The 25,803-nt window shown below is 70.3% G+C and carries 24 protein-coding genes; 9 read left to right on the top strand and 15 right to left on the bottom strand.

Annotated features, from left to right (window positions below):
* Positions 1 to 141: 141 nt before the first annotated feature.
* Positions 142 to 1,113 (bottom strand): mechanosensitive ion channel family protein, encoded by a 972-nt coding sequence (locus tag AC07EQ_RS14350; RefSeq protein ID WP_478388408.1) that lies wholly within the window; start codon positions 1,111 to 1,113, stop codon positions 142 to 144.
* A gap of 171 nt (positions 1,114 to 1,284) precedes the next feature.
* Positions 1,285 to 3,399, bottom strand: a complete 2,115-nt coding sequence (locus AC07EQ_RS14345; protein ID WP_478388407.1) for a prolyl oligopeptidase family serine peptidase — start codon at positions 3,397 to 3,399, stop codon at positions 1,285 to 1,287.
* A 220-nt stretch (positions 3,400 to 3,619) separates the two neighbouring features.
* Here AC07EQ_RS14345 and AC07EQ_RS14340 point away from each other — a divergent pair, with 220 nt between their 5' ends.
* Positions 3,620 to 4,270: an HNH endonuclease gene (locus tag AC07EQ_RS14340; RefSeq protein WP_478388406.1), complete on the top strand. Its 651-nt coding sequence runs from the start codon at positions 3,620 to 3,622 to the stop codon at positions 4,268 to 4,270.
* A 71-nt stretch (positions 4,271 to 4,341) separates the two neighbouring features.
* On the opposite strand, the gene AC07EQ_RS14335 is transcribed toward AC07EQ_RS14340, so the two are convergent.
* The gene (locus tag AC07EQ_RS14335; RefSeq protein WP_478388405.1) at positions 4,342 to 4,848 is read right to left on the bottom strand and encodes a hypothetical protein; all 507 of its coding nucleotides are present in this window, start codon (positions 4,846 to 4,848) and stop codon (positions 4,342 to 4,344) included.
* Positions 4,849 to 5,239: 391 nt separating this feature from the next.
* On the opposite strand from AC07EQ_RS14335, the gene ctaJ reads away from it, so the two are divergent.
* Both ctaJ and AC07EQ_RS14325 read left to right on the top strand, forming a co-directional pair.
* Positions 5,240 to 5,500 (top strand): aa3-type cytochrome oxidase subunit CtaJ, encoded by a 261-nt coding sequence (gene ctaJ / locus AC07EQ_RS14330; RefSeq protein WP_478388404.1) that lies wholly within the window; start codon positions 5,240 to 5,242, stop codon positions 5,498 to 5,500.
* Positions 5,487 to 5,990: a DUF5130 family protein gene (locus AC07EQ_RS14325; RefSeq protein ID WP_478388403.1), complete on the top strand. Its 504-nt coding sequence runs from the start codon at positions 5,487 to 5,489 to the stop codon at positions 5,988 to 5,990. The genes ctaJ and AC07EQ_RS14325 overlap by 14 nt, the downstream gene beginning before the upstream one ends.
* A gap of 260 nt (positions 5,991 to 6,250) precedes the next feature.
* Here the strand turns inward: AC07EQ_RS14325 and AC07EQ_RS14320 are convergent, their stop codons facing one another.
* Positions 6,251 to 6,991 carry a response regulator gene (locus AC07EQ_RS14320; RefSeq protein ID WP_478388402.1) on the bottom strand — a complete coding sequence of 247 codons (741 nt, stop codon included), beginning with the start codon at positions 6,989 to 6,991 and terminating at the stop codon, positions 6,251 to 6,253.
* 145 nt (positions 6,992 to 7,136) lie between these two features.
* Positions 7,137 to 9,710 carry an aminopeptidase N gene (pepN, locus tag AC07EQ_RS14315; protein ID WP_478388401.1) on the bottom strand — a complete coding sequence of 858 codons (2,574 nt, stop codon included), beginning with the start codon at positions 9,708 to 9,710 and terminating at the stop codon, positions 7,137 to 7,139.
* Positions 9,711 to 9,936: 226 nt separating this feature from the next.
* Between pepN and AC07EQ_RS14310 the strand changes: the two genes are divergently transcribed.
* The 3 genes from AC07EQ_RS14310 (at position 9,937) to AC07EQ_RS14300 (ending at position 12,909) form a co-directional block, all read left to right on the top strand.
* A complete protein-coding gene (locus AC07EQ_RS14310; RefSeq protein WP_478388400.1) occupies positions 9,937 to 10,551 on the top strand; it encodes a mycothiol-dependent nitroreductase Rv2466c family protein in 615 nt (204 codons plus the stop codon).
* A 207-nt stretch (positions 10,552 to 10,758) separates the two neighbouring features.
* Positions 10,759 to 12,171, top strand: a complete 1,413-nt coding sequence (locus tag AC07EQ_RS14305; RefSeq protein WP_478388399.1) for an aldehyde dehydrogenase family protein — start codon at positions 10,759 to 10,761, stop codon at positions 12,169 to 12,171.
* A gap of 78 nt (positions 12,172 to 12,249) precedes the next feature.
* Positions 12,250 to 12,909, top strand: a complete 660-nt coding sequence (locus AC07EQ_RS14300) for an endonuclease V (protein WP_478388499.1) — start codon at positions 12,250 to 12,252, stop codon at positions 12,907 to 12,909.
* An 88-nt stretch (positions 12,910 to 12,997) separates the two neighbouring features.
* On the opposite strand, the gene AC07EQ_RS14295 is transcribed toward AC07EQ_RS14300, so the two are convergent.
* The 6 genes from AC07EQ_RS14295 to AC07EQ_RS14270 form a co-directional block, all read right to left on the bottom strand.
* Complete coding sequence (locus tag AC07EQ_RS14295; protein WP_478388398.1) at positions 12,998 to 13,561, bottom strand: suppressor of fused domain protein; 564 nt, start codon at positions 13,559 to 13,561, stop codon at positions 12,998 to 13,000.
* 62 nt (positions 13,562 to 13,623) lie between these two features.
* Positions 13,624 to 17,649 carry a GH-E family nuclease gene (locus AC07EQ_RS14290; RefSeq protein ID WP_478388397.1) on the bottom strand — a complete coding sequence of 1,342 codons (4,026 nt, stop codon included), beginning with the start codon at positions 17,647 to 17,649 and terminating at the stop codon, positions 13,624 to 13,626.
* Positions 17,649 to 17,954, bottom strand: a complete 306-nt coding sequence (locus AC07EQ_RS14285; protein WP_478388396.1) for an ESX-1 secretion-associated protein — start codon at positions 17,952 to 17,954, stop codon at positions 17,649 to 17,651. Before AC07EQ_RS14285 ends, AC07EQ_RS14290 begins: the two co-directional genes overlap by 1 nt.
* A 24-nt stretch (positions 17,955 to 17,978) precedes the next feature.
* Positions 17,979 to 18,557: a YbaB/EbfC family nucleoid-associated protein gene (locus tag AC07EQ_RS14280; protein WP_478388395.1), complete on the bottom strand. Its 579-nt coding sequence runs from the start codon at positions 18,555 to 18,557 to the stop codon at positions 17,979 to 17,981.
* 188 nt (positions 18,558 to 18,745) lie between these two features.
* Entirely contained in the window at positions 18,746 to 19,249 is a 504-nt protein-coding gene (locus AC07EQ_RS14275) for a 2-phosphosulfolactate phosphatase (protein ID WP_478388394.1), read from the bottom strand.
* Positions 19,210 to 19,428, bottom strand: a complete 219-nt coding sequence (locus tag AC07EQ_RS14270) for a hypothetical protein (RefSeq protein WP_478388393.1) — start codon at positions 19,426 to 19,428, stop codon at positions 19,210 to 19,212. The genes AC07EQ_RS14275 and AC07EQ_RS14270 overlap by 40 nt, the downstream gene beginning before the upstream one ends.
* 57 nt (positions 19,429 to 19,485) lie before the next feature.
* Between AC07EQ_RS14270 and AC07EQ_RS14265 the strand changes: the two genes are divergently transcribed.
* From AC07EQ_RS14265 to AC07EQ_RS14255, 3 genes are read left to right on the top strand one after another with little or no spacing between them, the layout of a single operon-like run.
* Complete coding sequence (locus AC07EQ_RS14265) at positions 19,486 to 19,956, top strand: ribose-5-phosphate isomerase (RefSeq protein WP_093275003.1); 471 nt, start codon at positions 19,486 to 19,488, stop codon at positions 19,954 to 19,956.
* 4 nt (positions 19,957 to 19,960) lie between these two features.
* Entirely contained in the window at positions 19,961 to 20,290 is a 330-nt protein-coding gene (locus AC07EQ_RS14260) for a hypothetical protein (RefSeq protein ID WP_478388392.1), read from the top strand.
* Between the two features lie 18 nt (positions 20,291 to 20,308).
* Entirely contained in the window at positions 20,309 to 21,118 is an 810-nt protein-coding gene (locus AC07EQ_RS14255) for an Fpg/Nei family DNA glycosylase (protein WP_478388391.1), read from the top strand.
* 264 nt (positions 21,119 to 21,382) lie between these two features.
* On the opposite strand, the gene AC07EQ_RS14250 is transcribed toward AC07EQ_RS14255, so the two are convergent.
* The 4 genes from AC07EQ_RS14250 to AC07EQ_RS14235 form a co-directional block, all read right to left on the bottom strand.
* Positions 21,383 to 22,129: a hypothetical protein gene (locus tag AC07EQ_RS14250; protein WP_478388390.1), complete on the bottom strand. Its 747-nt coding sequence runs from the start codon at positions 22,127 to 22,129 to the stop codon at positions 21,383 to 21,385.
* Positions 22,130 to 22,197: 68 nt separating this feature from the next.
* Positions 22,198 to 23,412 (bottom strand): GNAT family N-acetyltransferase, encoded by a 1,215-nt coding sequence (locus AC07EQ_RS14245; RefSeq protein ID WP_478388389.1) that lies wholly within the window; start codon positions 23,410 to 23,412, stop codon positions 22,198 to 22,200.
* 47 nt (positions 23,413 to 23,459) lie between these two features.
* Entirely contained in the window at positions 23,460 to 24,086 is a 627-nt protein-coding gene (locus AC07EQ_RS14240; RefSeq protein ID WP_478388498.1) for a 2'-5' RNA ligase family protein, read from the bottom strand.
* Between the two features lie 55 nt (positions 24,087 to 24,141).
* A complete protein-coding gene (locus AC07EQ_RS14235; RefSeq protein WP_478388388.1) occupies positions 24,142 to 25,611 on the bottom strand; it encodes an MDR family MFS transporter in 1,470 nt (489 codons plus the stop codon).
* Positions 25,612 to 25,803 lie beyond the last annotated feature (192 nt).

Below are 25,803 nucleotides of genomic sequence, written 5' to 3'. Positions count from 1 at the left end.
GCCTCACACTCGGGCCACGGGTCGTGAGTGTTTTGGGGCGCTATGGCACCCCAAAACACTCACGGCCGGAGTGACCAGAGGAAACGCTGAACCGCGAAACTCCGGGCAACTCGAGGAGCTCACGGCCCCGCGGCCGGCGGGCTAGGCCACCGGGGCGGGCGGCACCGGGCGGCCGTACGGGTACGGCGGCTCGATGTCCTGTTCGTCGTAGGCGCGCTTGATCTCCGCGCGCAGCCGCCGCTGCACCGACCACTGCCGGCCCGGCCGGACCTTGGTCGTCAGCCGCAGCGTGATGGTGTCCGAGGTGATCTGGTCCACGCCGAGCATCTCCGGCGGGTTCAGCACGTCCTTGGACAGCGGCTCCCGCGACGTCGCCTCGGTGGCCACCTTCGCTGCCACCTCGATGGCCTTCTGCACATCGCTGGTGTGCGAGATGGGGAAGTCCACCACGGCCACGGCGAAGCCCTGGCTGGAGTTGCCGACCCGCAGGATCTCGCCGTTGCGGACGTACCAGACGGTGCCGTTGATGTCGCGCAGCGTGGTGACGCGCAGGCCCACCGCCTCGACGGTGCCGCTGGCCTCGCCGAGGTCCACCACGTCACCGACGCCGTACTGGTCCTCGACCAGCATGAACATGCCGGACAGGAAGTCCCGGACGAGGTTCTGCGCGCCGAAGGCGACGGCGACACCGAGCACACCGGCGGACGCCAGCACCGGCGCGATCTGGATGCTCAGCACCTGCAGCACGTAGATCACGGCCAGGCCGTAGATCACCAGCGAGGCGATCGACTTGAGCACCGAGCCGATCGTCCGCGCCCGCTGGAGGCGGCGCTCCGACAGCAGCTCGGCGGTCAGCGTGTCCGCCCGGCGCTCCCGCAGCGGGGTCAGCAGCTTCGGGGGCTTGCCGTTGCCCTGCGTGAGGCGGTTGATGGTGCGGTGCACCAGCCATCGCACGATGAACGCGACGACCAGGATGAGGAGGATGTTCAGGGGTTTGGCGATGAGCAGGTCGGCGTAGGAAGCCAGCCACTGGTTGCCGGTCCAGTCGGAGATCGTCTGGCACCAGAAAGAGTCCTGCGCACAGTTCGGTTGGGACATAAGCGGCAGATCCATGGGTCGGGGGGTCTCCATGCTGTCGTTCAGGGCCCGCGGTGGTTACCCGGCACGGGGGTGCCGGTGCTTTGGGGCGACATCACCGGGTGGGCAACCGGACAACTCGAGCATCGTGCGCACCCCGCTGCGCACGAGACCCGAACAGCTGACCGCCGGGACCGAGTTCGGGGCTCAGTCCAGGGCGAGTCCGGTGGCCTCCGCGAGGAAGGCGAGCTGGTCGGTCGCAAGCCCTACGGTACGGGACACCGAGCGCGCGGCATGGCCGACCTCGGTCTCCCTGCGCAGCAGGATCGGCCGCTTCGCCGGGTCCGAGCTGGTGGCCTGCTGCAGCGCCGCGCACATCTTGCGGGCGTGGTTCGGATCGACCCGGGAGTCCGACTCGAAGACGGTGAACAGCACCGACGGGTAGTCGGTCTGGTCGGCCACGTTGTGGTACGGCGAGTAGGACAGCAGCCAGCCCAGTTCCTCCGGATCGTCGGCGGTGCCGTACTCGTCGTTCCAGGTCCGGCCCAGCAGGAACTGTTCGTAGCGGACCATGTCCAGCAGCGGCGCCGAGCACACCGCCGCCCGGTAGAGGTCCGGGCGCTGCGTCAGCGCCGCCCCGACCAGCAGGCCGCCGTTGGAACCGCCGGAGATCGCCAGCTGCTCGGCGGTCGTCCAGCCCTCGTCGATCAGGTGCTGCGCCGCCGCGTGGAAGTCGTCGAAGGTGTGCTGCTTCTGCTCGCGCATGCCCGCGACGTGCCATTCCTCGCCCTCTTCGCCGCCACCGCGCAGCGAGGGCAGTGCCCAGACGCCGCCGGCGGCGACCCACGCCAGCGCGGACGGCGTGTAGCCGGGCTCGCGGGACAGCGAGAAGCCGCCGTAGCCGGTCATGAACACCGGCCGCGGGCGGTCCGGTTCGGCGCTCGCGCTCAGCAGGAACATCCGCACCGGGGTGCCGTCCAGCGAGCGGTAGGTGACCTGCTGGGTGTGCACCGCGGGCAGCTCGATGGTGCCCGGCGCCTGCTGGTCCAGCTCGGTGGTCCCGGTGCCGCGCGAGTAGGCGTGCACGCAGGGCGGGGTGGCGAAGTCGGTCCAGCCGATCCACAGCCGGTCCCGGTCGCGGTCGGTCGATTCGTCCACAGTGGTCAGCGAGGTGACCTGGCCGGTGCTCGGCAGCGGGACCTCGGCGGTCCGCCGCCCGGTCGCCGGGTCGTGCAGCGTCACCTCGGACACCGCGTGCCGGGTGCGGAGCACGACCAGCTGCGGGTCACCGTCGCCGGTGTCGAACCAGCGCACCGCCTCCAGCACCGAGTCGGGCTCCTCGGCGATCAGCTCCGTCCAGTTGGCCGGCTCCGGCCGGGCCGGGTCGGCCACGCACAGCCGCCAGCGCGGCGCATCCAGCGTGGTCATCACGTACAGCCGGCCGTCGCGCTCCACCCAGGCACCGACGCGGTACCCGTCGGAGGTGTCCACGACCTGCCGGAGCTCGGGGACGTCGCCGGCCGCGAGATCGGCGATCCACACCGAATCCCGCCGCGCGGTGCCCGGGCTGCCCTCGATGACCAGCCAGCGGCCGTCCCGCGACACCCGGGTGCCGTAGTAGAACGTGTGGTCCAGGCCCTCGCCGTGCACCAGCAGGTCCTGGTCGGGGTCGGAACCGACCCGGTGCCGCCAGACCCGGCGGTGGAACTGCTCCTCGCCGTCGGGCACCAGTTCCGGCGCCAGCCGCCGGATGTAGAAGAACTCCTCGCCGCCGGGCAGCCACGAGATCGTCGAGTAGCGGCACCGGTCGATCGGGCCCTCGACGAGTTCGCCGGTGGCGACGTCCAGCACGTGCAGCAGCGATTCCTCGTCGCCGCCGACGGAGATCTGGTAGGCCAGCCGGTCGCCCTCCAGGCTCGGGGTCCAGCTGTCCAAGGTGGTCAGCCCGGACGAGTCCAGCTCGGTGACGTCCAGCAGCACCCGCTCGGTGCCGTCGGCCTCGCGCACGTACAGCACCGGGAACTCCTGCTCGGGCTCCCGGCGGGTGAAGAACGCCCGGCCCGCGCGCCACGCCGGCGCCGAGACGGAACCGGACGACAGCAGCGACCGCATCCGCTCCGCGATCGCCTCCCGGCCGGGCAACGCGTCCAACCAGGTCCGGGCGAGCGCGTCCTGCGCCGCCGACCACGCCTCGGTGCGCGGCTCGGCCGGGTCTTCCAGCCACCGGTACGGGTCGGCCACCTGGTGGCCGTGCAGGTCTTCGACGATGTCGTCGCGGTCGGCGCCGGGGTAGGTCAGCTGCGAGGCTTGCACGTCGGTCACGGCAGCGACGATACGTGGATCCGGCGACCGTTCGTTGATCTCGGAGTGATCATTTTCCGGAAACGAACATCGAATCACCCGGAACGATCATTGTTGTTCTGCGGGCGCGTGATCGGGAATGATGGCGGTAATCGATCACTCGACGTCGAGTGTCGAATCACACGTGCGTTCGGGCGGGGTTCTATGTTCGACTATGCCCGACACCGGTGGAGGTGGTCGCGTGCCCGACCGACAACCGACCCGACAACCGGCGCTGAAGGCCACGAGCCTCGCGCCGCGGGCCTCGTTGTGCCCGCCGAGCCGCGCCGGCACGTCGCCGCCGCAGGCCGACCGGCCTCCCGGTCACGCGTCGTCCTGGCGAAAACGCCGGGTGCTGCTGCTCAACACCACCTTCGAACCGCTGACCGCGCTCCCGCTGCGCCGGGCGATCGTGCTGCTGGTCTGCGGCAAGGCCGAGGTCGTGCACGGTGACTCCGCAGGCATGGTGCTGCACTCCGCCACCGCCAGCGTCGAGGTCCCGTCCGTGATCAGGCTGAGCAACTTCGTGCGAGTGCCGTACCGCGGCCGGGTGCCGTTGACCCGTGCCGCGCTGATGCTGCGGGACAACTACCGGTGCGTGTACTGCGGTGCTCGCGCCGAAACGATAGATCATGTCGTCCCGCGCAGTCGCGGGGGGCCGCACGCTTGGGAGAACTGCGTCGCCTGCTGCACCAAGTGCAACCACCGCAAGGCGGACAAGACGCTGAGCGAGCTGGGCTGGCGCCTGCCGGTGGCGCCGCACGCGCCGCGCGGGCGGCATTGGCGGCTGCTGGCGGGACTGTCCGAAACGGACCCGCTGTGGTTGCCGTACCTCGGTGAGCCCGCGGCCTGACGCGCCGGTCGGGCCGGCCGTCGAGCTGCGGTGCCGCGAGATGGCGGGCGGTTCCGCTGCGGCGATCCTGATCAGCTGATCCGCACGCCCTGCCGCCCGCTGATCCGCACCCCGTTGGAAATCCGCACGCCCTGCTGCCGTCCGCTGATGCGGACTCCGCTCTGCCCGCTGATCCGCACACCGCGGCTGATCCGCACCCCGTTGGAAATCCGCACGCCCTGCTGCCGTCCGCTGATCCGCACTCCGCTTTGATTGCTGATGCGCACACCGTGTCGGCCACTGATGCGGACGCCCTGAAGGCACGAGCTGATCCGAACGCCGTGCTGGGCACTGATGCGAACGCCGGATTCGCGGCTGATACGAACGCCGTGCTGCGCGCTGATCCGAACGCCCTGTCGACCACTGATCCGCACCCCGCGGCTGATCCGCACCCCGTTGGAAATCCGCACGCCGTGCTGCCCGCTGATGCGCACGCCGCGGTCTCGGCCGCTGATCCGGACGCCGTGTTCGAGCAGTGGCCGGTCAATCGTCGGAAGGGTGATGGCGCTGCTCTGAGTGGCGGTTTCGATGATCGACATAGTGTGCCTCCCGCATTCAAATGACGCTTTGAACGCATGTGATCAAATATGCAAGACCCATACAGGTGAAAAACTAGGAGCAGGAACCCTCAGGAACAAGCCGCCAAGTCGCCGCGCATTGCAACCGTCTGGTTGGACACCATTCGGGGGCACTAGTTACTCTGAACGAGTTACCTTAAGTGATGTATAACACTCTTGACTAGTAACCGTACGTAGTTCCTGGCGTCGCCCGATTCGCTCTCCACCAGCGGGAACCGCGCTCGGGGCGCTCACGGCGGCCTTCGGGTCACTCGAACGTGTCCGGGCCGGGGCTAGGTGACGGTTACCGACGCCGATCATGCGCGCCACAGGTCGGGCGCACGAAGCGGCGGTCATCGGATACCGTACTCGCGTGACTGTGGCGGAGACTGTTCTCTACCTGGCGGTGATCCCAACGGCCCTCTACGGCCTGATCGTGCTCATCGCGATGTGGCCCAGGCTCACCCGTCCGCGTTACCGCGCGGGGCAGGAGTGGGATTTCGCGCCGGTGTACTGGGTGGCCAACCCGGCGGGCGTGAACACCGCTGTGCCGGTGGCAGACGTGGATTCGGAGGCCGCGCCGGCAGACGCGCGGCCGAGCACCGCTCGGGGAGGCGCACGTGGCAACTGGTGAGATCGCGGAGCGATCCGCCGTGGACGCTGGTGAGCTCGGCGTCGGCGAGGCGATGATGGCCACCGGTCGGCTGTCCATCGCGCGCCACGTCGAACCGGACCGCCCGCGGCTGCCGTTCGGCCCGGGCCAGCTCGCACGGCTCGACGAGGCGCTGACGCTGTCCAGTCGCAGCACCGGGCTGGAGTTCGCGATCTACCTCGGCGACCTCGGCGAGGACACCCGCAAGCAGGCGGAGGAACTGCACGCGAACCTCGGCTCGCAGGCCGGGGAGGGCGTGCTGATCGCGGTGTCGCCGGGCCAGCAGAAGTTCGAGATCGTCACCGGCGAGGAAGCGTACCGGCGGATCCCGGACCGCAGCTGCCAGCTCGCGGCGATGAGCATGGTGGCGTCCTTCAAGGAGGGCGAGCTCATCGACGGCCTCGTCGGAGCCCTCCGCATGCTGGCCGACACGGCAGGCACCAGCTACCAAGAATCCCGAGCCCGCCACTAGAGCTCGTTCCAGACTCGACGCAGCGCTCGCGGAGCCCCAAGCACGGGGCCGCCCCCAGGGCGCGATGCTTGGTGTGGAGTGAACGGCCCGTTTGCCTCGATAGGTGAGGTGAACGGGCCGTTCGCTTCACCTACCCGATGCCGGTGGGCGCCATCTGGTGTGGAGTGAACGGCCCGTTCGTCTCGATAGGTGAGGTGAACGGGCCGTTCGCCGCACCGCTTGGGGGCGTGAAGGATTCGCCGTCCCGTTGTCCTGAAGGCTCAGAGCAGGTCGAAGCTCTGGAGGTTCTGGAACATCTCGTAGGCCGACGACGTCGTGCCGACCGCGCCCAGCCGTCGCGCTTGGTCGCCGTACTGCTGCTGGGCCCGCTGGGTGCTGTACACGATCACCGGGGTGTCCACGCCCAGGTCGCGCAGTTCGCGCAGCAGCGCCAGGCCCGCGTCGGGGCGCCACCGGCCGTTCTCCTTGCGGCCCATGTCCTCCACGATCAGCCGGTACTGGCGTTGCGAGAGCTCCGCCAGCGCCGTGTCGTTGTTCGTCGTCATCGTCACCCGCACGCCGTTGTCCCTCAGCTGCTCGGCCAGGATCGCGTGCGCCTCCGGCTTCTCCGAGACCCACAGCACCGCGAGCGGTTCCGAACCGACCGGCGGCACCTCGTCCTCGGTGTGGCCGTCGCCGTTGCCGGAGATCTCGGGCGTCTCGGGCAGGGCCGGAACCGGGAGCGGCTTCGGGGTTTCCGCCGGGATGCCGATCCCGATCCGGTCGCGGTCCGCCAGCTCCTTGCTGAGCATGCTCAGCTGCCGCTGCAGGTCCTGGATCATCTCGGTCTGCTGATCGTTGAGCTCGTGCATGGTCAGCTTCTGGCCGCCGATCTCGAACTCCAGCTCCCGCTTCTCGGCGGTGCGCAGCACCCGCCCGATGGCGCGCCGGAAGACCACGATCGCCAGCAGCGCGATCAACGGCCACAGCAGCTGCGCGATGGCGGTGATCAGCTCGGGCATCGACGCCCCCTCACGTCGGGCAGAACAACGAAATCTTACTCGCCGTGTCCATTTCGACACGATTCGTGTTCACCCGAAACGGAAGCTCGCCCAACGCGAAAGGGGCACCGGCGAACGAGTCGCCGGTGCCCCTCGACCGATCAGCTCAGGAGCGGTCGAACTCCCGGGCGGCCAGTGCGCGCACGATGCCCGCGCGGCCCTCCGAGACCAGGCGGTGCAGCGCCGACGGGTGCTCGCCGGCCAGCCAGGCGTCCGAGGCCGCGACCGTGTCGTCGGTGACCGCCCACGACGGGAACAGCCCGATCACCGTCGGCTGGGCCCGCTCGCTGGAGCGGCGCTGCCAGACCTCGTCGATCTCGTCGAAGTAGCGCCGCACGTACGGCGCCAGCAGCTCGCGCTGGGCCGGGTGCTGGAAGCCCGCGATGATCGAGTCGCTGACCGCGTTCGGCAGCTGGTCGTCGTGGACCGCCCGCTGCCAGGCCTTCTCCTTGGACTCGGCGGTCGGGATCAGCGCCCGCGCCCGCTCCGCGCGCCGCCGGCCCGTCGCGGTCTGGTCCTTCTCCAGCTCCGCGTCGATCTCGGCCTCACCGGCCGCGCCGTGCGCGACCAGCGCCTGCAGCAGCTGCCAGCGGAGGTCGGTGTCGACGGCCAGCCCGGCCAGCGGCGCCGAGCCGTCCAGCCAGCCGTGCAGCTCGGCGACCTGCTCGGCGGAGAGCACCGAGCCGGCCAGCGAGTTGACGAACGCGAGCTGGTGGTCCGAGCCGGGCTCGGCCGCGCGGGCGAGCTCGAAGAGCCGGCCGGAGAACCGCCGCCAGCCCTCGCCCTGCCACGACGGGTCCACATAGGACGCGAGCGCGGTCTGGGTCTGCAGCAGCACCCGCTGCACGACGCCGATCTCGCTCTCGGCGCCGATGCCGCCGTCCACGGACGCGCCCAGCACCAGCGTCACGAAGTCGCGCGCCTTCAACTCCGCCTCGCGGGTCATCTCCCAGGCGGTGGACCAGCACAGCGCCCGCGGCAGCGACTCGTCGATGTCGCCGATCCGGTCGATCAGCGAGGCCAGCGACTCCGGGTCGAAGCGCAGCGAGCAGTAGGTCAGGTCGTCGTCGTTGACCAGCACGAGCTTGCCCCGGTGCACGCCGACCAGGTCGGGGACCTCGGTGCGCTCGCCGGTGACGTCGAGCTCGACGCGGTGCTTGCGCACCAGCTTGCCGCCCTCGTCGTCGTAGATGCCGATCGCCAGCCGGTGCGTGCGCAGCTCGCCCGCGCCGGGCCGGGCGCCGTTCTGCACGACCTCGAACGAGGTGAACCGGCCCTCGTCGTCGGTGGTGAACCGCGGCCGCAGCATGTTCAGGCCGGTGGTCTCCAGCCACTGCGCGCTCCACCACGACAGGTCGCGGCCGGAGGCCTCCTCCAGCGCCTGCAGCAGGTCGTTGAGGGTCGCGTTGCCCCAGGCGTGCCGGTTGAAGTAGACCCGCAGCCCGGCCAGGAAGTTGTCCAGGCCCACGTAGGCGACCAGCTGCTTGAGGACCGAGGCGCCCTTGGCGTAGGTGATGCCGTCGAAGTTGACCTCCACGGCCTGCAGGTCCTGGATGTCGGCGGCCACCGGGTGGGTCGACGGCAGCTGGTCCTGGCGGTACGCCCAGGACTTCTCCACGCTGGCGAACGTGGTCCAGGCGTGGTCGTACTGGGTCGCGCCGACCTGCGCGAGGACGCTGGCCCAGGTCGCGAACGATTCGTTGAGCCACAGGTCGTCCCACCAGCGCATGGTGACCAGGTCGCCGAACCACATGTGCGCCATCTCGTGCAGCACCGTCTCGCAGCGCCGCTCGTAGAGGTAGCCGGTGACCTTCGACCGGAAGACGTAGTCCTCCAGGAACGTCACGCAGCCGGCGTTCTCCATCGCGCCCGCGTTGAACTCCGGCACGAAGCACTGGTCGTACTTGCCGAACGGGTAGGGCACCCCGAACGCCTTGTGGTAGAAGCCGAAGCCCTGCTTGGTCTCGGTGAACAGCCGCTCCGCGTCGAGGTGCTCGGCCAGCGAGGCGCGGCAGTAGATGCCCAGCGGGATCTCGTCCTGGCCGTCCCCGCCGGGGAAGACGTCGCGCCACTCGGCGTACGGCCCGGCCACCAGCGCCACCAGATAGGTCGACATCGGCTTGGTGGTGGCGAATTCGTGCCGTTTGCCGTTCGCCGACCCGGTGACCTCGGCGGTGGCGTTGGAGATGACCTTCCACGACTCCGGGGCGTCCACCGTGATCTGGTAGGTGGCCTTCAGGTCGGGCTGGTCGAAGCAGGTGAACATCCGCTTCGCGTCGGCGGTTTCGAACTGGCTGTAGAGGTACACGCCGCCGTCGACCGGGTCGATGAAGCGGTGCAGGCCTTCGCCCGTGTTGGTGTAGCCGCAGTCGGCGCGCACCACGAGCTCGTTGTCGGCGGCCAGGTTCGGCAGCCGGATGCCGGTGGACTCGTCGTAGTCGGAGACGTCGAGCTCGACTCCGTTGAGGACGGCGCTGTGGACCCGGTCTGCCACCAGGTCGATCCAGCTGTCGGCGCCCGCCTGGTTGCTGCGGAACCGCACCGTTGTGGTGGAACCGAACGTCTCCACGTCCGGCCCACCCGCGCCGGCAGTGAGATCCAGTTCGATCACGTACGACTGGACCTCCAGCAGGGCCGCGCGCTGCTCGGCCTGTTCGCGGGTGAGGTTCGGCGGGGCCACGGATCACCTCGTTGCTCGTCGGGGACTCGTCAGGCCAGGCACGCCTGGCGTACCTGGCGCAGGCATCAAATCACGTCCGCGTGCGGACGTGCCGCCGGGCGGGTCAGGCTCCCCCCGTCGGCGTGTCGGCCCGGGCGGGAAGACAAACGGCTCTACCGGGGTTGGTACCCATGACGGGGCGCGCCGGAACGCGCCCGCGGGCTACTTCTCGAACGTTGGAGGCTTGATGACCGCCACTGCCCGACCCAGGGTCGACTTCTACTTCGACCCGGTGTGCCCGTTCGCGTGGGTGTCCTCGCGCTGGATCCTGGAGGTCGCCAAGGTCCGCGACATCGACCTGAACTTCCGCGTGATGAGTCTGTCGGTGCTCAACGAGGGTCGCGACCTGCCGGAGGAGTACCGGGAGCTGCTGGACACGGCGTGGGGCCCGGTGCGGGTGGCCATCGCCGCGGCCAAGCACCACGGCGACGAGGTGCTGTCGCCGCTCTACACCGCGATGGGCACCCGGCTGCACGACCAGGGCAACAAGGATTTCGATCAGGTGATCTCCGAATCGCTGGCGGAGGCCGGCCTGCCCGCGTCGCTGGCCGAGGCGGCCGGCAGCACCGAGTACGACGAGGAACTGCGCGCCAGCCACCACGCGGGCATGGACCCGGTGGGCGACGAGGTCGGCACCCCGACCATCCACGTCGACGGCGTGGCGTTCTTCGGCCCGGTGATCACGCGCATCCCGCGCGGCGAGGAGGCGGCGAAGCTGTTCGACGGGGCGCTCGCACTGGCCAGCTACCCGTACTTCTTTGAGCTCAAGCGGACCCGCACCGAGTCGCCCAGGTTCGACTGATCACCGGTGTGCTTTGTCTTTGAAGCGGCGTAGCCGCTTGGCCCACCTGTGCAACTTGCACCGCCGCGGGTTCTCAGAGGGCTTCTCGCGAGGACAGCCCCGCCACGCAGAGTAAGCGGGGACTTTGAAACTTTCGCGGGTTCCCCGGGGTTCGTCTGTTGTGACAGGCTCGCCGTGACGTCTGCAGCGTTGGATCAGGGAGGCTTCATGGCGCACACCGGCCACATCATCGGCGGTGCTCACGTCGAGGGCGGCGCGGCGCGGATCGAGGTGCTCAACCCGGCCACCGAGGAGGTGATCGGCTCGGTCCCAGCCGGCACGCCGTCCGATGTGGACGCCGCGGTGGCCGCGGCCCGGGCCGCCTTCGACGGCTGGGCGGGCACACCGCTCGCGGAGCGCATCGCGGTGGCCCGGCGGATCTCCGCGGGGATCGCAGAGCGCCGCGACGAGATCGCCGCGACGGTGACCGCCGAGATGGGCTCGCCGATCAAGTTCGCGACCCAGGTGCACGCGAGCGTCCCGGTGGCGACCTCGGCCGGGATCGCCGACGTGCTGGAGAACGGCTTCACCTGGACCGAGGAGATCGGCAACTCGCTGGTCGTGCGGGAGCCGATCGGCGTGGTCGCCGCGATCACGCCGTGGAACTACCCGCTGCACCAGATCGTCGCCAAGGTGGTGCCCGCGTTGGCGGTCGGCTGCACCGTGGTGCTCAAGCCCAGCGAGGTGGCGCCGCTGACGGCCGCGATCTTCGCCGAGATCGTCGCCGACGCGGGCGTGCCGGCGGGCGCGTTCAACCTGGTGCACGGCACCGGGCCGGTGGTCGGCGAGGCGCTGGCGGCGCACCCGGGCGTCGACATGGTGTCCTTCACCGGTTCCACCCGGGCCGGCCGGCGCGTGTCGGAGGTGGCCGCGCAGACGGTGAAGCGGGTGGCGCTGGAACTCGGCGGCAAGTCGGCGAACGTGGTGCTCGACGACGCCGACCTGGCCAAGGCGGTGAAGCTCGGCGTCGCCGGCTGCTTCCCGAACGGCGGCCAGAGCTGCAACGCGCTGAGCCGCATGCTGGTGCCGGAGTCGCGGCTGGCCGAGGCGGTGGAGCTGGCCGTCGCGGCGGCCGCGAAGTACACCGTCGGCGACCCCACCGACGAGTCCACCCGGATCGGGCCGATGGTTTCGGAGGCGCAGCGGGACCGCGTCGTGGACTACATCCGCAAGGGCGTCGAGGAAGGCGCGAAGCTGGTCGCCGGCGGGCCGGAGCGGCCGGAGGGCCTGGAGAAGGGCTTCTTCGTGCGGCCGACGGTGTTCGCCGGGGTGACGCCGGAGATGACCATCGCGCAGGAGGAGATCTTCGGCCCGGTGCTGTCGATCCTGCCGTACCGGGACGAGGACGAGGCCGTGCGGATCGCCAACGGCACCGACTACGGCCTGGCGGGCGCGGTGTTCGGGTCGGACGAGCGGGCCCTGGCGGTGGCCCGGCGGCTGCGGACGGGCCAGATCGACGTCAACGGCGGCCGCTTCAACCCCAACGCCCCGTTCGGCGGCTACAAGCAGTCCGGCAACGGCCGCGAGTTCGGCCGCCACGGCATCGAGGAGTTCCTCGAAACCAAGTCCATCCAGCTCTGACGGCCAGGGACCCGTGAGCGCTTCGGGGCGCTATAGCACCCCGAAGCACTCACGGGCCTGCCCTAGCATCGGTGCGTGATCCGAGTTCGTGAGCCGCACCCCTGGCCCTCGACGGAAGCCGAGGCCATTGCGATCCAGGAGAAGCTGCGCCCGCTCGTGCGCTTCGACGGCGAGCCCGCGGAGGTGCGCACGGCGGCGGGCCTGGACGTCGCCTACCGCGACGACTCGGGTCGCCTGGTCGCGGCGGTGACGGTCGTCGACGTGGCGACGCTGTCCGTTGTGGACAGTGTGGTCGTGCGCGGCGAGTCCGATTTCCCTTATGTGCCAGGGCTGTTCGCGTTTCGCGAAGCGCCGTCACTGCTCCGGGCCTTGTCCGGGCTGTCGGTGGTGCCGGACGTCCTGGTCTGCGACGGGCAGGGTCTCGCCCATCCGCGCCGCTTCGGGCTGGCCTGCCACCTGGGTGTGCTGACCGACCTCCCGAGCATCGGGGTCGGCAAGACGGCGATGGGCCGCTACGAGCCGCCGGGCGAGGCGCGCGGGGCGTGGTCGCCGCTGAAGATGGACGACGAAGTCGTCGGCCGGGCGCTGCGGACGCAGCGGGGCGTCAAGCCGGTGTTCGTCTCCGTCGGCCACCGCTACACCCTCGACGGGGCCTGCGACCTGGTGCTCCGCCTGGCGCCGAAGTACCGCCTGCCGGAAACGACCCGAACGGCCGACCACCTGGGCAGGACGGCGTAGCCCGGCCCTGAGGGCTCCCTCGGTCGCTGCGAGTGGCCGAGGGTTGCCAGAGCCGGATGGGCGACCTCGTTGATCGCAGGGCCCGCGGCTAGACGGCCGATTCGCGATGCACGTCCAGGATGTTCGTCCTGTTCAGGTGGAAGACCTCGAAGAGCATGTCGGCACCTTCTCGCCCCACGAAATTGATCTCGGGTTTGGTGACCGGAACCAAGGTGATGATCTGCAGCTGGGGCTTGGTGCTGTCCGGGTAGAGGTTGAACGCTTCGTCGAACATCGGGCTGGTGTGCGCGATCACGCCGACGATCTCGGTGCCCTCGATGATCGGCTGGTCGTTCTCGAAAACCGATCCGTACTCCATGCCCCGCTCGTTCTTGATGATCAACGAGGCGATCGAGTCGGTGAGGTAGTGCGCGATGTGCTGCTGGTCGGAACGCAGCGAGCAGACCAGCTCCTCGGGGAGCATCGAGGTGACCTTCTGGAACCGCAGGCCGTTGGTGACCACGGTGGTGACCGGCGGCTCCTCGTTCTGGTAGAAGGTCAGGTCGTAGCCGCGGTTGCCGCGGTCCGACTGCGCCGACTCGATCCGTTGAACCTGCCCGAGGCGCTGCTCGAGGTGGTCGAGCAGCTCGGGGGGCTGCTGGGCGTTCGTCACAGGTGCTCCGATCGTTCTTCCTGGAAGTATGCGGCTTTCCCGGCGAGCGTTTCAGGACCGTATCAGCGGCGGGGGTCCCCGAGCTTCGGTCCTCCCTTGACGATCGTTTGCGGGTCGACGGGAGTGGCGGAGATCGGTCGCAGCTGCTGGTCGCCGAAATGCCTCTCGAACAGCTGCGGGTACTTGCCGAAGCCCGGCGCCGTCGATTCGTGGCTGTGTTTCTGGTTCTCCGACTTGAGTTCGAGGCGGTAGTGGTCGGGGTGGTCGTACATCGACTTGTACTGGTCGCGAGTCACGTCGTGGTGGATCGCGAACTCCCGCTGCCGCCAGTACTCGTACTCCGGCTGATGGCCCATGTCCGCCACGCTTCGGACCTTGCCGTCCACCTCTTCCTGCTTCGGGACGGTGAACTTGTCGTGCGGTGGCGACGGAGGCTCCTCCCCGCGCGTGTACCAGCCCGGCGGGGTCGTTTCCTTGAGCTGCGGCGGCGTCCCGGTGCGTTCGTAGAACTGCGGCTTTCCGGCGCCGTCCTCGGCCACCGGGATGGGCTTGCCGGACGCTGCGCACTTGTACGAACCATCGGGGTTCATCTCGGTGTTCTGGTAGACGCTCTGCTTGGTCGCATCCGAGATGGCCGGGCGGTCACCCTCGTAGACCCAGCGCATGTACGTGTGGTCGTCCCTGAGGTGATCAGGCGTGTCGGGCGTCGGTTCGAGCGTGCCTTCGCGCTGGACCCAGTCGTTGGAGTTCTCGTCCCATCGCAGCGGCGGTCCGCTTTGGCCATCGCGCAGACGTGCTTCGTGCCCACCGCCGTAGAGGTAGTACTTGTTGTCGTGGGGAGGTTTGTCCAGGGCCGCCTTGCGCTTGTCGATCTCCTCTTCGCTGAGCTTCTCCTGGTTCCCGCGTGCTTCGGCGTCGTCGGGGCGGTCGCCGATGTCTTCGCCGTCGCGGGACGGGTGGAAGGCGTCGTCGCTGGCCGGGGAGTTCGTGCCGTCCGGGTGGTGGGTGTCCCAGCCGCCGTCCGGCGGCCAGGTGGGCCCGCCGTCCGAGGCTCGGCTGCCGGCGAAGACGTTGCCGTTGGTGTCCGTCCAGGCCAGGCCGCGCGGGGCCGTGACGTCCACGCCGAGCTTCTTCGCCAGGTCGCCGGCGAAGTCGCTGGAGTTGCAGCTGACCAGGCGGACCGGGCTCTGGCCGTCCCAGCCCGAGCGGCGCAGCACGTCGGCGAACTCGTCCGGCGAGTAGCTGCGCCCGCCGATGTCGATCCGGCCGTCCGGACCCATGTGCGCGTCGACGGTGAAGTGCTTGCCGTCGTCCGGGACCCGGTGCGCCAGGTCCTGCATGTTCGGGTCGGTGTGGCCGGAAGTCCCCGCATCGGTGCGGTTGTTGTCGAGGGTGTCGGCGCCGTCGTTGATCTTCTGGTCGTACTCGGGCGTGCCCGGCTCCGGCTTGTCGGCGTCCGGCTCGTGCGGCTTGTCCGCGTCGTCCTTCGGCTTGTCCGGGCCGTCCGGTTCGGACTGGGAGTCGGTGCCGTCCTTCGGCTTGTCCGTCGTGTCGGGCTCGCGTTGGGAGTCCGCGCCGTCCTTCGGCTTGTCCGTGTCCGGGCCCTTCGAGTCCGGCTGGTTGGACGTGTCCGGCGACTTGGTGCCGTCCGGGGACTTCGTTGAGTCCGGGCTCTTGGACGAGTCCGGTGCCTTGGACGAGTCCGGTGCCTTGGACGAGTCCGGTGCCTTGGTCGAGTCCGGTGCCTTCGTGGTGTCCGGGGTCTTCGTGGAATCCGGTGTCTTTGTGGTGTCCGGCTTCGAGCCGGGGCCGCCCGCGTCGGGGCGTTGGCTCGGACCGCCATTCGGGCCGGTGGGGCGCTGGTTCGGCGCGTCGGTGCGCGGCGCGCCGGGGCCTCCCGGCCCGCGGCCGTCGGGGCCCGTCGGCCGGGGAGAGCCGGTCGGTCCACCGTTCGGGCGGGGCGGTGCGTCCGGTCCCGCCGATCCGCGGGGCGCCGCAGTGGGCCGCGGCGCAGCGTCCGGAGTGGACGGTGGGCGTCCGGCCGCGCCGGGGCTGCCGGGGGTGCCGGTCCAGCCGCCTCCGGAACCCGGACGGCTTCCGCCGCCGCTCGGGCTGGCGCCACCGCCACCGGCGCCACCGCCGGGCGTGCCACCGCCCATCGCGCCGCCCGCCGGGGCTCCGGCGTTCGGCTGATCGGTGCGGGGAGCGTTGGGCGATGGTGCGGTCTGCGGAGCCGCCGGAGCGTCCACACTGGACGAACTCGTGCCGGACGGGTTGCTCGGCCGGTCGAAGGACGACGGCGAGTGACTGCTGCCGCCACCGGAACCACCGCTGTGCGTCCCGCCGCCACCGGGCATGCCGCCGCCGGACGATCCGCCGCCGTGCGGGCCGGAGTCGCCGCTCGGCGAGCCACCCGCGTCGGGGCTGGAGCCTCCGCCGTGCGGGCTGGAGCCGCCGCTGGGGCTGCCGGAGAGGTCGCCGGAAAAAGCGGTGTTGCGGCTGTCCGGCGCGTGCCCACCACTGGGCGACCCGGAGGACCCGCCCCCGGAGTGGCTGCTTGAGCCCGGGCCGTCGGGCGAGGAGCTGCTGCTGGAGTGGCTGCTCGAACCGGGGCCGTCGGGCGAGGAGCTGCTGCTGGAGTGGCTGCTCGAACCGGGGCCATCCGGCGAGGAGCCGTCGGGCGAGGAGGTCGGCCTGCTGCTGTCCGGCGACGAGCTCGACGAGTGCGAACCGCCCGAGTCCGTGCTGCTGGAGCTCGACGAACCGCTGGACGACGAATCGGAGTGCGAGCTGCCGGAATCGTCGCCGCTCGACCGGCCGTCGCCGCCGGATCCCGAGCCGTCCAAGCTGGATCCCGAACCGCTCGGGTCGGAGTTGGAGCTTCCGCTGGAACTGGCGGAGCTCGATCCGTCGCTACCGGAGCCCGAGCCGCTGCCGGACCCGGAGTCGCTGCCGGACCCGGAGTCGCTGCCGGACCCGGAGCTCGACCCCGATCCGTCGCCACCGGAGCCGGAGCCCGACCCGTTGCCGGATCCGTTGCTGCCGGACCCGTTACTGCCAGACCCGGAGCCGGAGCCGGAGCCGGAGCCCGACCCGTTGCCGGACCCGTTGCTGCCGGAGCCGGAGCCGCCGTCGCTACCTGAACCCGAGCCGCCGTCGCTGCCGGAGCCGCCGTCGCCGCTGATGTTCGGGCCGCCGCCCGGCTTGGTGTTGTGCTTGCCGACGACGTTGGTGCCGAAGGCGTCGTCGAACTTCTTCCAGGAGCCCTCGGCGAAGTTGTCGGCGAGCTTGCCGGGGGCGTCGACGACCTTCTTGATGCCCTTGCCGAGCTTCTTAAGGATCTTGCCCAGGACCTCGACCATCTTGGCGATCTTCGGCGCCACGTTCTTGATCGTCTTGACCAGCTTCTGGACGACTTCGCTGATCTTCGAGACGGTCTTGGAGATGAACGCGGTCGCCTGGGCGACGATCACCGGGGTGCCGAGCCCGAAGGTGCACAGGGCTTCCAGCGCGTAGGTGATCAGCCGCGAGACGCAGTCGGCGACCAGGTCGCGGACGAATTCGCGGACGAACGAGACGACCTCGCCCATCACCGTCACGACGGTGCTCAGGATGCCGGCGAGCTCGCTGGCGTCGTTGAGCGCGCTGGCCTTCTCCTCGGCGTGCTTGCGGTAGGCGTCACCGGCGGCGCCGGTCCACTGCGAGGTGTCGCCCTGGACGGCGCTGTTGTACTCCTCCGCGGCCTGCTTGACGGCTTCGGAAACCTTCTGCCAGGTCGCGCCGTAGGCCTTGACGCCGTCCGGGTCGCCGGCGAACCAGTCCAGCGCCTCCTTGAGCGGCTGCACGTGTTCGATCAGGAACGAGACGCCGTAGGACGCCAGCGTGCCGATGGGGTCCATGACCATGCTGGCCACTTCCATCGCGGCACCGCCGTAGGCGAGCCCCGCCTCCACCCAGCTGGATTCGTCGTTGAGGCTGGTGACGTCGTGGTACGACTCCAGGATGCCGACGCCCTTGATGCTGTCGGGCGTCTCGTTCGGGTCCTTCGGGAGGGTGTCCTCGGTTACGACGAGCGGATTGTCGGCCATCACTGCATCCCGCTGAACATCGAGCTGTTGTCGTCATCGGTGGACTGGTAGACCTCGGCGGCGCCGCGCACGTTCTCGGCGGTGTCCTGCATCGCCTCCACGGCCTTCTGCAGCGTCTCGACGCCGTACTGCTCTACGGGCTGCAGCATCAGCGCGAAGGGCTGGCACAGGATCCCGTAGGCGTCGTTGTTCATCGTCACCTGCTGCGACGCGTCGACGGCGACGTTCAGCTGATCGACAACACCATCCACTTTGGACGCGTGCGATCGCAGGTTCTCGATGACGACGTTCATCTCGTCGGCCATCGTCGGCTCCCCTCAGTGCGGAACTCAGCGCAGGAACGAACCACCGCTGAAGTCGTCATCGTCGAAGTCGTCCGGGCGGCGGCGCGACGGTCGTGGCTGCTGTTGCGGAGGCGGCGGCGTGGCGGGACGTTGCGGAGGTCGTTGCCGCTGCTGCGGTTCCTCGTAGTCGTCTTCCAGCCCGAACCGCATCTCCGGCACGCCGGCGTCGCGCCCCTGCGGCCCGTCCTCGTCCGCGGGCGGTTCCGGGAAGTTCTTGCGGGCCTCGCCGAGCACGTGCTGGGCGGCGGAGTCCTCCAGCCCGACCGTGCCCGCCACGGCCTGCTGCATGAGTTCGGGGATCTTCGCCTGCGCGGTCTGCACGGCGCGCATGATCTCGGCGGCGAGCTTCGCCATCGGGCGGTTGCCGGCGTTCTCGGAGAGCTGCAGGCCCTGCAGGATGCCGTTCGAGCCGATGGTCACCTGGATCGCTCCGTCGCGGGAAGTCTCCGTCACCGCGATCTGCTCGATCTCCTGCTGCATCCGGCCGAACTTCTCGGCCTTCTCCGCGGCACGCTCCTGCCACTGCTGGACCATGCGCTCGGCAGCGCCGATGTCTTCAACCACGCGCCCTCCCCGGCAGAACCCCCCTGTTCCGGAAAGAATGACGTGTTGGGAAACTGTTCGGATCCACCAAGCGACACAAATGGGCCGAACAGATCAGTTCATTAAGTCGAATGGTCTAACGATCTTGCGCGAAAGCAGCTCGGCGGGTTCGTCGTGGCCCGGTCGTCCTGTGTGGACGCGAGGCCGCCTCATCCGGCCGTCAGGATCCCGTCCCGCAGCACGGGCGCCCGCCGGCTGCAGTTGACCTCGGCGGCCAGCGCGACGTCGTGCGCGAAGCCCCACTCCGCGAGCTCGCGGCCGGACTCGCAGTCGGCGAGCATGGCGCCGGTCTCGCCTGACACGGCCTGGAACGCTGCCGCGGCCAGCTCGGCTTCGGGGGAGCGCCGTCCGGGCAACGCGGAGATGATCGCGCCCGCGCCGAGCAGATCCTCGATCGCCGGGCGCAACTGGTCGTCCCGGCGCTCCCCGGCGGCGACTATTCCGATCGGGCCGCCCACCCGCGCCGCTGCGCGGGCCACGGCCTCCGCGTTGCGCAGGCAGCCCGCGAACACGGTGGCCCCGGTGGCGACGGCCTCGGCGCACAGCGTCGCGCCGTTCGGCGACGGAAGCCCCAGCAGCACGTCCGGTGTCAGGGTGCGAAGTGACGACGGGCTCAGCGACCACTCGTCGAGGCTGCGGGGGCGCGCGAGCACGACGTCCTCGGGTGCCGACGCGTCCTGCGGCGCAGCGGCATGACCCGGGCGCCGGTGCTCGTCGCCACGTCGACCGCCGTCGAGAAGGACAGGACGTCGACCACCACGAGCACCGGGTGGTCCGCCATGGCGCGCAGACCGGGCAGGGCCCAGTCGGTGTGCACATCGATGCTGGTCACGGCCGGTAGTGTAACCGGGGTGTGCGGGGGCGGTGGGCCGTTTGGCAGACTGCCCGCGTGCGCGTCTACATCGGCTCCGACCATGCCGGCTACGAACTCAAGAACCACCTCGTCAAGTGGCTGACCGACAAGGGTCACGACGTGACCGACATCGGTCCGGCGGAATACGACGCCCAGGACGACTACCCGCCGTTCTGCGTCGAGACCGCCCGCCGCGTCGTCGCCGACGAGGGCAGCCTCGGGCTGGTCCTCGGCGGATCCGGCAACGGCGAGCAGATCGCCGCGAACAAGGTCCCCGGCGCCCGCGCCGCGCTGGCCTGGAGCGTCGAGACCGCGAAGCTCGCCCGGCAGCACAACAACGCGCTGCTGGCCGGCATCGGTGCGCGGATGCACACCGTCGACGAGGCCGAGCAGATCGTCGAGGCGTTCCTGACCACCGACTTCGAGGGCGGCCGGCATCAGCGCCGGATCGACCTGCTCACCGACTACGAGAAGACCGGCGAGCCCCCGGCTCTGCCCGGCAACTGATCCCATGGCACCGGCACGTCCGACCGCGGCGCTGCTGACACCTCTGGTGGCGGCGGCGGGAACCGCGGTCGGCGTGCTGGTGCTCTTCTTCGGGCAGCGCGCGCTCGCGCCCGTCCTCGCCGGTGGCCCCGGCGCGACCTGCACCGAGCCCGACTGCCTGCTCGGGGTGGGCCTGTGGCTGATCGTGGGCGGCGTCCTCGCGGTGTGCGTCTCGCTGCTGGCCGGGGTCGTGTTCCGGCATCCCGAGCGACCGGTCCGGCGCGGCCTGTTCGTCGCGCTGTGGTGCGTGGCGGCCTACTTCGTGGAGTCGGTCGTGCTGTGGATCCTCGCCTGACGCGGACGGACTGTTGACATGCCCGAAGGTCACACGCTGCACCGGCTCGCCGGGCTGCACGGCGACCTGTTCGCCGGCACGGAGGTCCAGGTGCGCAGCCCGCAGGGGCGGTTCGCCACCAGCGCCTCGCTGCTGACCGGCTCGGTGTTCGAGCGGGCCGAGGCGCACGGCAAGCACCTGTTCCACTTCTACGGCCCGGATCGGGTCGTCCACGTGCACCTCGGGTTGTACGGCACGTTCACCGAGTCCGAGCTCCCGCTGACCGAGCCCCGTGGCCAGGTGCGGATGCGCATCGTCGGCCGCACGCATTGGACGGACCTGCGCGGGCCCACCGCGTGCGAGCTGCTGACCGGCGAGGAGATCGCCGCGCTGCGCGGTCGGCTGGGGCCGGACCCGCTGCGCCGCGACGCCGATCCCGAGCGGGCGTGGCAGCGGATCTCGCGTTCCCGCACCAGCATCGCCGCTCTGCTGATGGATCAGAAGGTGCTGGCCGGCGTCGGCAACGTCTACCGGGCGGAAGTGCTGTTCCGGCACGGGATTCCGCCGTACACGCCGGGCCGCTCGCTCGGGCGCGAGCTGTGGGAGGCGATCTGGGCCGACCTCGTCGAGCTGATGGCCGACGGGGTGCGGGTGGGGCGCATCGACACGGTGCGCCCGGAGCACCTGCCGGAGGTCACCGGCCGGGCGCCGAGGCAGGACCGGCACGGCGGCGAGGTCTACGTCTACCGGCGAGCGGGGATGCCCTGCCTGATCTGCGGCACGCCGGTGGCGATGGCGGACCTGTCGGCCCGCAAGCTCTACTGGTGCCCCACCTGCCAACAAACCTGACCACCACCTCTCCTCCCGGGAGGTCCGCAATTTCAATGGAAATCGGACCTTCGATTTCAATGGAAATTGCGGTTCTCCGGCGTGCCGGACCACGACACGCCGGGAGACTGTGGATAACTCCCGCAGTTTCCATGGACATACATCAGGAGGGGCATCCACAGTCCAGGGAGCCTCTGAGGTTCCGCTACCCGCACCGCCACGCACAACGAGGTTGGAAAAACCTCATATTGAAATTGCGGGTTGTCGCCGGTGGTAGCGGAGCCGTCAGAAGCCGAAGTCGCCCATGTCGAAGCCGCCGGCGTCGCCCTGGTCTCCGCCGTCGAAGCCCTGGTCGCCGATGCCCTGGTCGCCGTCGGCTCCCAGGCCGTCCTGGTAGCCCTCCGCGTACGCGGCTTCCGCCGGGACGCCCGCCATGCCGCCGAACAGGGCGCTCATCAGCACGAACGAGCCCACGCCCCAGGCACCCGCGACCAGCGCCGGCTTCCACCACGGCTCGCTGTACCAGCCCTGCGGCACCGGCCGCCCGGCGACCGTGCCACCCGGGTAGTAGTGCGGCGTCTGCTCGGTCGGGTCCGGCGACGCCACCTGGTGCCGGCCCTCCACCTCGACGTCGCGGTACTCGGTGACCTTGCCCGCGCCGTGCTGGCCGGACAGGTCGGGTAGCTCCGGGCCCGGGTCCATGTCCATCGCGACCCGCGCCGCCCGCACGTAGTACAGGCCTTCCAGCGCGGACTCCGTGGTCAGGCGCGCCTGCGCGGCGGTGTTCGCCCGGTCTAGCTGGGAGATCGCCGCCCCGTGCCGTTCGGCCGCGTCGGCGAGGGCCTGCTTGGCCGCTTCGTTGGTGCCGACCAGGTTGAGCACCTGCCCGCCCAGCCGCTCCACCCAGCGCCGCGCTTCGGCCTTGGCGTCTTCGAGCTGCTTCTGCTGGTGCGCCACGGCTTTCTGGCGGGACCACCAGACCGCGGCGACGATCACCACGAGGGCGATCACGATGATGATGGTTGCGGTCACCCGTGCCTCCCGTTTCCGGCGGACGCGTTGATTTCGACAGTACGCCGCCGGAACCGGATGCAGTCGGGTCAGAAACCCTCCGGGCAGTGCGGGGCGTCCTCGGTGGCGAACGCGCGAGAGGCTTCGAGCAACGCGCCGGGGGCGAGCTCGGCGACCCGCCCGGAGCGCGCCAAGCCGGCCAGCGTGTTCCCGCCCAGGTACGCCGCGGCCAGGGCGGTGACGTCCAGCCCGAGCTGGCCGGGGTCGTCGGTGCGGGCGAGCTTGCCGACGCCGTCGGGGCCGGCGGCCAGCCGCCACCGGCCCGCGTTCCACGGGCAGAACCGGTCGGTGATGTCGAGCACGACGTCCACCGGGGCCGAGTACCGGCGCGCGGGCAGCGCGCGGTCGACGTCGACGAGCCGCACCCACAGCCCGTCGAGGATCTGCCTGCTCGCCGCGCGCGGGTCGGCGAGCATGCCCACCACCGGCTCGTCGAGCGCGGCCTTCGGCCAGTTCACCTCGCCGACCAGGTCGATGTCGAGCAGGTACCGCCACAGCGCGGCGTAGGCCTGCGGGGTCGCCGCGACGAGTTCCAGCACCTGCAGCTGGTAGGCGGGGCCCCGGGTGGTCCACTCGGGCTTGGGCCGGTAGATGACGTAGCCGTCGGGGTGCAGCGCGAACCTGGCCCGGCCCAGGTCGCCGCGCTCGGCGCGGTCGTCGATCATCCGGACTTCCCAGGAGCCGTCGCCCCGGGACAGCCAGCCGGTCCGGGTGGCGGCCACCTCCGGGTAGCGCCGGTGGGCGAATTCCAGCGCGGTTTCCCGGTCGACCTCCCGGACCCGCCGCTCGTCGACGTCCACAGTGGACAGGAATGCGGCGCCGCGGGGCAGGCTCAGGCGGGTTTCGTAGCTGGCCAGGCCGTAGCCGAAGCGGCCGTAGATGGCGCCTTCCGAGGCGTACAGCGCGGCGAGCCCGGAACCGCTGTCGTGCAGCTCGTCGAGCTGGGCGCGCATCAGCGAGGTCAGCACGCCGCGCCGCCGGTGGCCCGGCTTGACCCCGACCGCGCTGATGGCCGCGACCGGGTGCCGCGCCGGGCCCGGCACGGTGATGTCCAGCGCGAACCGCCCGGCGACGCCGATCAGCTCGTCGCCGTCGAAGGTCCCGTGCGCCAGCGACGGGTCGAAGACCTCGCGGTAGCGCTCCATCGCGGGGTCCCGGCCGTCGTCGAGGAAGGCCGCGGTGAACACCGCGAAGAAGCTCTCGTAGTCGCCGGTCGAAAGTTTTCTCGTGGTGAGGTCCGCCATGTGGCGTTCCTACCGCCGACGAGCCTTTCGTGCGACCCGTTTTCCGGTCAGGCGCCGAGCGGGACCTCGGCGATGGTCTCCCACTCGGAGCACGAGTGGTCCCGGTTGAGCTTGACCAGCGACAGCGAGGGCACCTTCGCCGTGGTCGGCTCCACCGCGGTCGCGCTGAGCGTGGCGATGGCGAAGATGGCCGGGCCGTCCGTGGTGGAGTGGGCGAGGCTCACGTGCTTGTCGACGTCCTCGGGCTCCGCGGGCAGCGGCGTCTCGCCGATGGCCTCGGCGGTCGCTTCCCGCACCGCGGCGCGGAGTTCGAGCACCGTCGACTGCGGTTCGGCCGGCAGCGCCAGCGACTCCGGCAGCACCACGGCGTGGTGGAACGCCAGGGTCAGGGGCAGCACCGACGCCAGCCGCGGCCGGGCGGCGGCCAGCAGCGCCTCTACGCGGTCTTCGCCGATCTCGTCGGTGAAACCGATCTCCTGCACCAGGATGTGCATCCATTCCAGCGGGACGAGGTCGAAGCCCGGCAGGTCGCGCAGGGCGTACTGGTAGTCGTTCACCAGCTTGCGCAGCCCTGGTTGGTCGGCCAGCGGCAGCAGCCACGCGTAGCCGGTGCGCCCGGCGCGCCAGCCCGGGCGCCAGCGGGCGTGATTGCGGACCTGATCGGCGTGTGGCATGTCGGTCACCCCTCACATACTGCCCGGGCCGGTCCGGGCGTGGGGCGAGCTTGAGCTATCTCACGGTTTCCGAGGGCTCGCGTTCACCCTGCCGTGCCTTCGCGGCCGGAGCGTCCAAGCTGGCCGCCGCGTCGGAGTCTCGCACGCCCAGCCCCAGCAGCAACCCCAGCCCGGCGAAGACCACCGAGACCAGGAACGCGCCGTGGTAGGCGCCCAGGTGCGCCGCGGCCACCTGACCGGCCACGGCGGGATCCACTGTGGACATTCCGCGTTCGGTCAGCACCACCAGCACGGTCGCGACGATCGCGGTGCCCAGCGCGGTGGCGACCTGCCTGCTGACGTTGAACATCGAGCTGGCCTGGCCCATGGCGGGGCCGGAAATCCGGGCGAAGGTCGCGGTCTGCACCGGGGTCATCAGCAGCCCCATCGCCACGCCCTGCACCGCGAGCAACGCGACGAGGAACCACAGCGAGGTGTCGACGCCCTGCAGCTGCAATCCGATGCCGATCACGACCTGCACGGCGAACCCGGCCAGGATCAGCCGCTTCGGCCCGACGCGGCCGTAGATCCGGCTGATCACCTGGGTTGTCATCAGCATGCTGATGGCCTGCGGCATCAGCACGAGCCCGGCGTGCATGGGCGACACCCCGCGCAGGTTCTGCAGGTACAGCGGGATGAGGAAGAGCACTCCGAACATCGCGCCGGTCTGGCACAGCAGCAGCAGGTTGCCGGTGCGGAACAGCCGGTCGGTGAGCAGCCGGAGGTCGAGCATCGGGGCGCGCACGGTCAGCTCCCGCCAGACCAGCCCGCCGATGAGCAGCACCGCGGCGATGAGGCTCAGCCAGACCTGCGGCTCGCCCCAGCCGAGCTGCGCGCCCTGGTCGAGGCCGTAGAGCAGCGTGGCGAGCCCGGCGCCGGCGAGCACGAACCCGGGCAGGTCGAACCGGCCGGGATCGCGGCGCGCCTCCTCCTTCAGGAAGAGAACGGTGAACAGCAGCGCGAGCGCCCCGACGGGAACGTTGATGAAGAAGATCCAGCGCCAGCTGGCGTATTCGACGAGGAGGCCGCCGAGCACGGGCCCGAGCATGGGGGCGACGGTGATCGGGATGGAGAGCACGGCGCCGGCCTTGGCGCGCTCGTTGGGCGGGAACGCGCGGAACAGCATCGCCTGGCCGACGGGCACCAGCATGCCGCCGCCGACGCCCTGGAGCACCCGGGCGGCGATGAGGTGCCACATCTCGGTGGACACGCCGCAGAGCACGGATGCGAAGGTGAAGATCACGACGGCGGCCTGGAAGGTCCGCTTGCTGCCGAACCGGTCGGCGATCCAGCCGGACGAGGGGATGAAGACGGCGAGGCTGATCATGTAACCGGTGAGAACCCACTGCAGAGCAGCGGCATCGACGTCGAACTCCCGCCCCAGGGTGGCCAGGGCGACGTTGAGGATGGTGACGTCCAGGATCTGCATGATCAGCGCCAGCACGAAGGTGATGCCGACCAACCACTTGTACTCGAGCCGCCGCACAAAACCCCCAAGATCGAAAGAAGAGAAGCCGTCACCCCGGCCGAAGGGCCGACCGCCGGACCATCCGGCCACGACGAGACCAGGCCCCGACCAAGTCCCAAGCCTCCCGCAACCCCCCGACAAAACCCAAAACCTTTTTATTCCCCAAAACCCCAAAGCCAAGCCCAGCAACCCGAACAACCACGAACCCCA

It is taken from the genome of Saccharopolyspora sp. NPDC045839 (genome assembly GCF_056431645.1).
Note: the sequence above shows the minus strand (reverse complement) of the source record. Positions and strands in the feature narration are given on the sequence as shown.

Excerpts from the sequence above, each read along its gene's own strand:
- AC07EQ_RS14350 (WP_478388408.1), bottom strand. The coding sequence starts at position 1,113 with ATGGATCTGCCGCTTATGTCCCAACCGAACTGTGCGCAGGACTCTTTC.
- AC07EQ_RS14335 (WP_478388405.1), bottom strand. The coding sequence starts at position 4,848 with ATGTCGATCATCGAAACCGCCACTCAGAGCAGCGCCATCACCCTTCCG.
- AC07EQ_RS14320 (WP_478388402.1), bottom strand. The coding sequence starts at position 6,991 with ATGCCCGAGCTGATCACCGCCATCGCGCAGCTGCTGTGGCCGTTGATC.
- AC07EQ_RS14310 (WP_478388400.1), top strand. The coding sequence starts at position 9,937 with ATGACCGCCACTGCCCGACCCAGGGTCGACTTCTACTTCGACCCGGTG.
- AC07EQ_RS14305 (WP_478388399.1), top strand. The coding sequence starts at position 10,759 with ATGGCGCACACCGGCCACATCATCGGCGGTGCTCACGTCGAGGGCGGC.
- AC07EQ_RS14290 (WP_478388397.1), bottom strand. The coding sequence starts at position 17,649 with ATGGCCGACAATCCGCTCGTCGTAACCGAGGACACCCTCCCGAAGGAC.
- AC07EQ_RS14285 (WP_478388396.1), bottom strand. The coding sequence starts at position 17,954 with ATGGCCGACGAGATGAACGTCGTCATCGAGAACCTGCGATCGCACGCG.
- AC07EQ_RS14260 (WP_478388392.1), top strand. The coding sequence starts at position 19,961 with ATGGCACCGGCACGTCCGACCGCGGCGCTGCTGACACCTCTGGTGGCG.
- AC07EQ_RS14255 (WP_478388391.1), top strand. The coding sequence starts at position 20,309 with ATGCCCGAAGGTCACACGCTGCACCGGCTCGCCGGGCTGCACGGCGAC.
- AC07EQ_RS14245 (WP_478388389.1), bottom strand. The coding sequence starts at position 23,412 with ATGGCGGACCTCACCACGAGAAAACTTTCGACCGGCGACTACGAGAGC.
- AC07EQ_RS14240 (WP_478388498.1), bottom strand. The coding sequence starts at position 24,086 with ATGCCACACGCCGATCAGGTCCGCAATCACGCCCGCTGGCGCCCGGGC.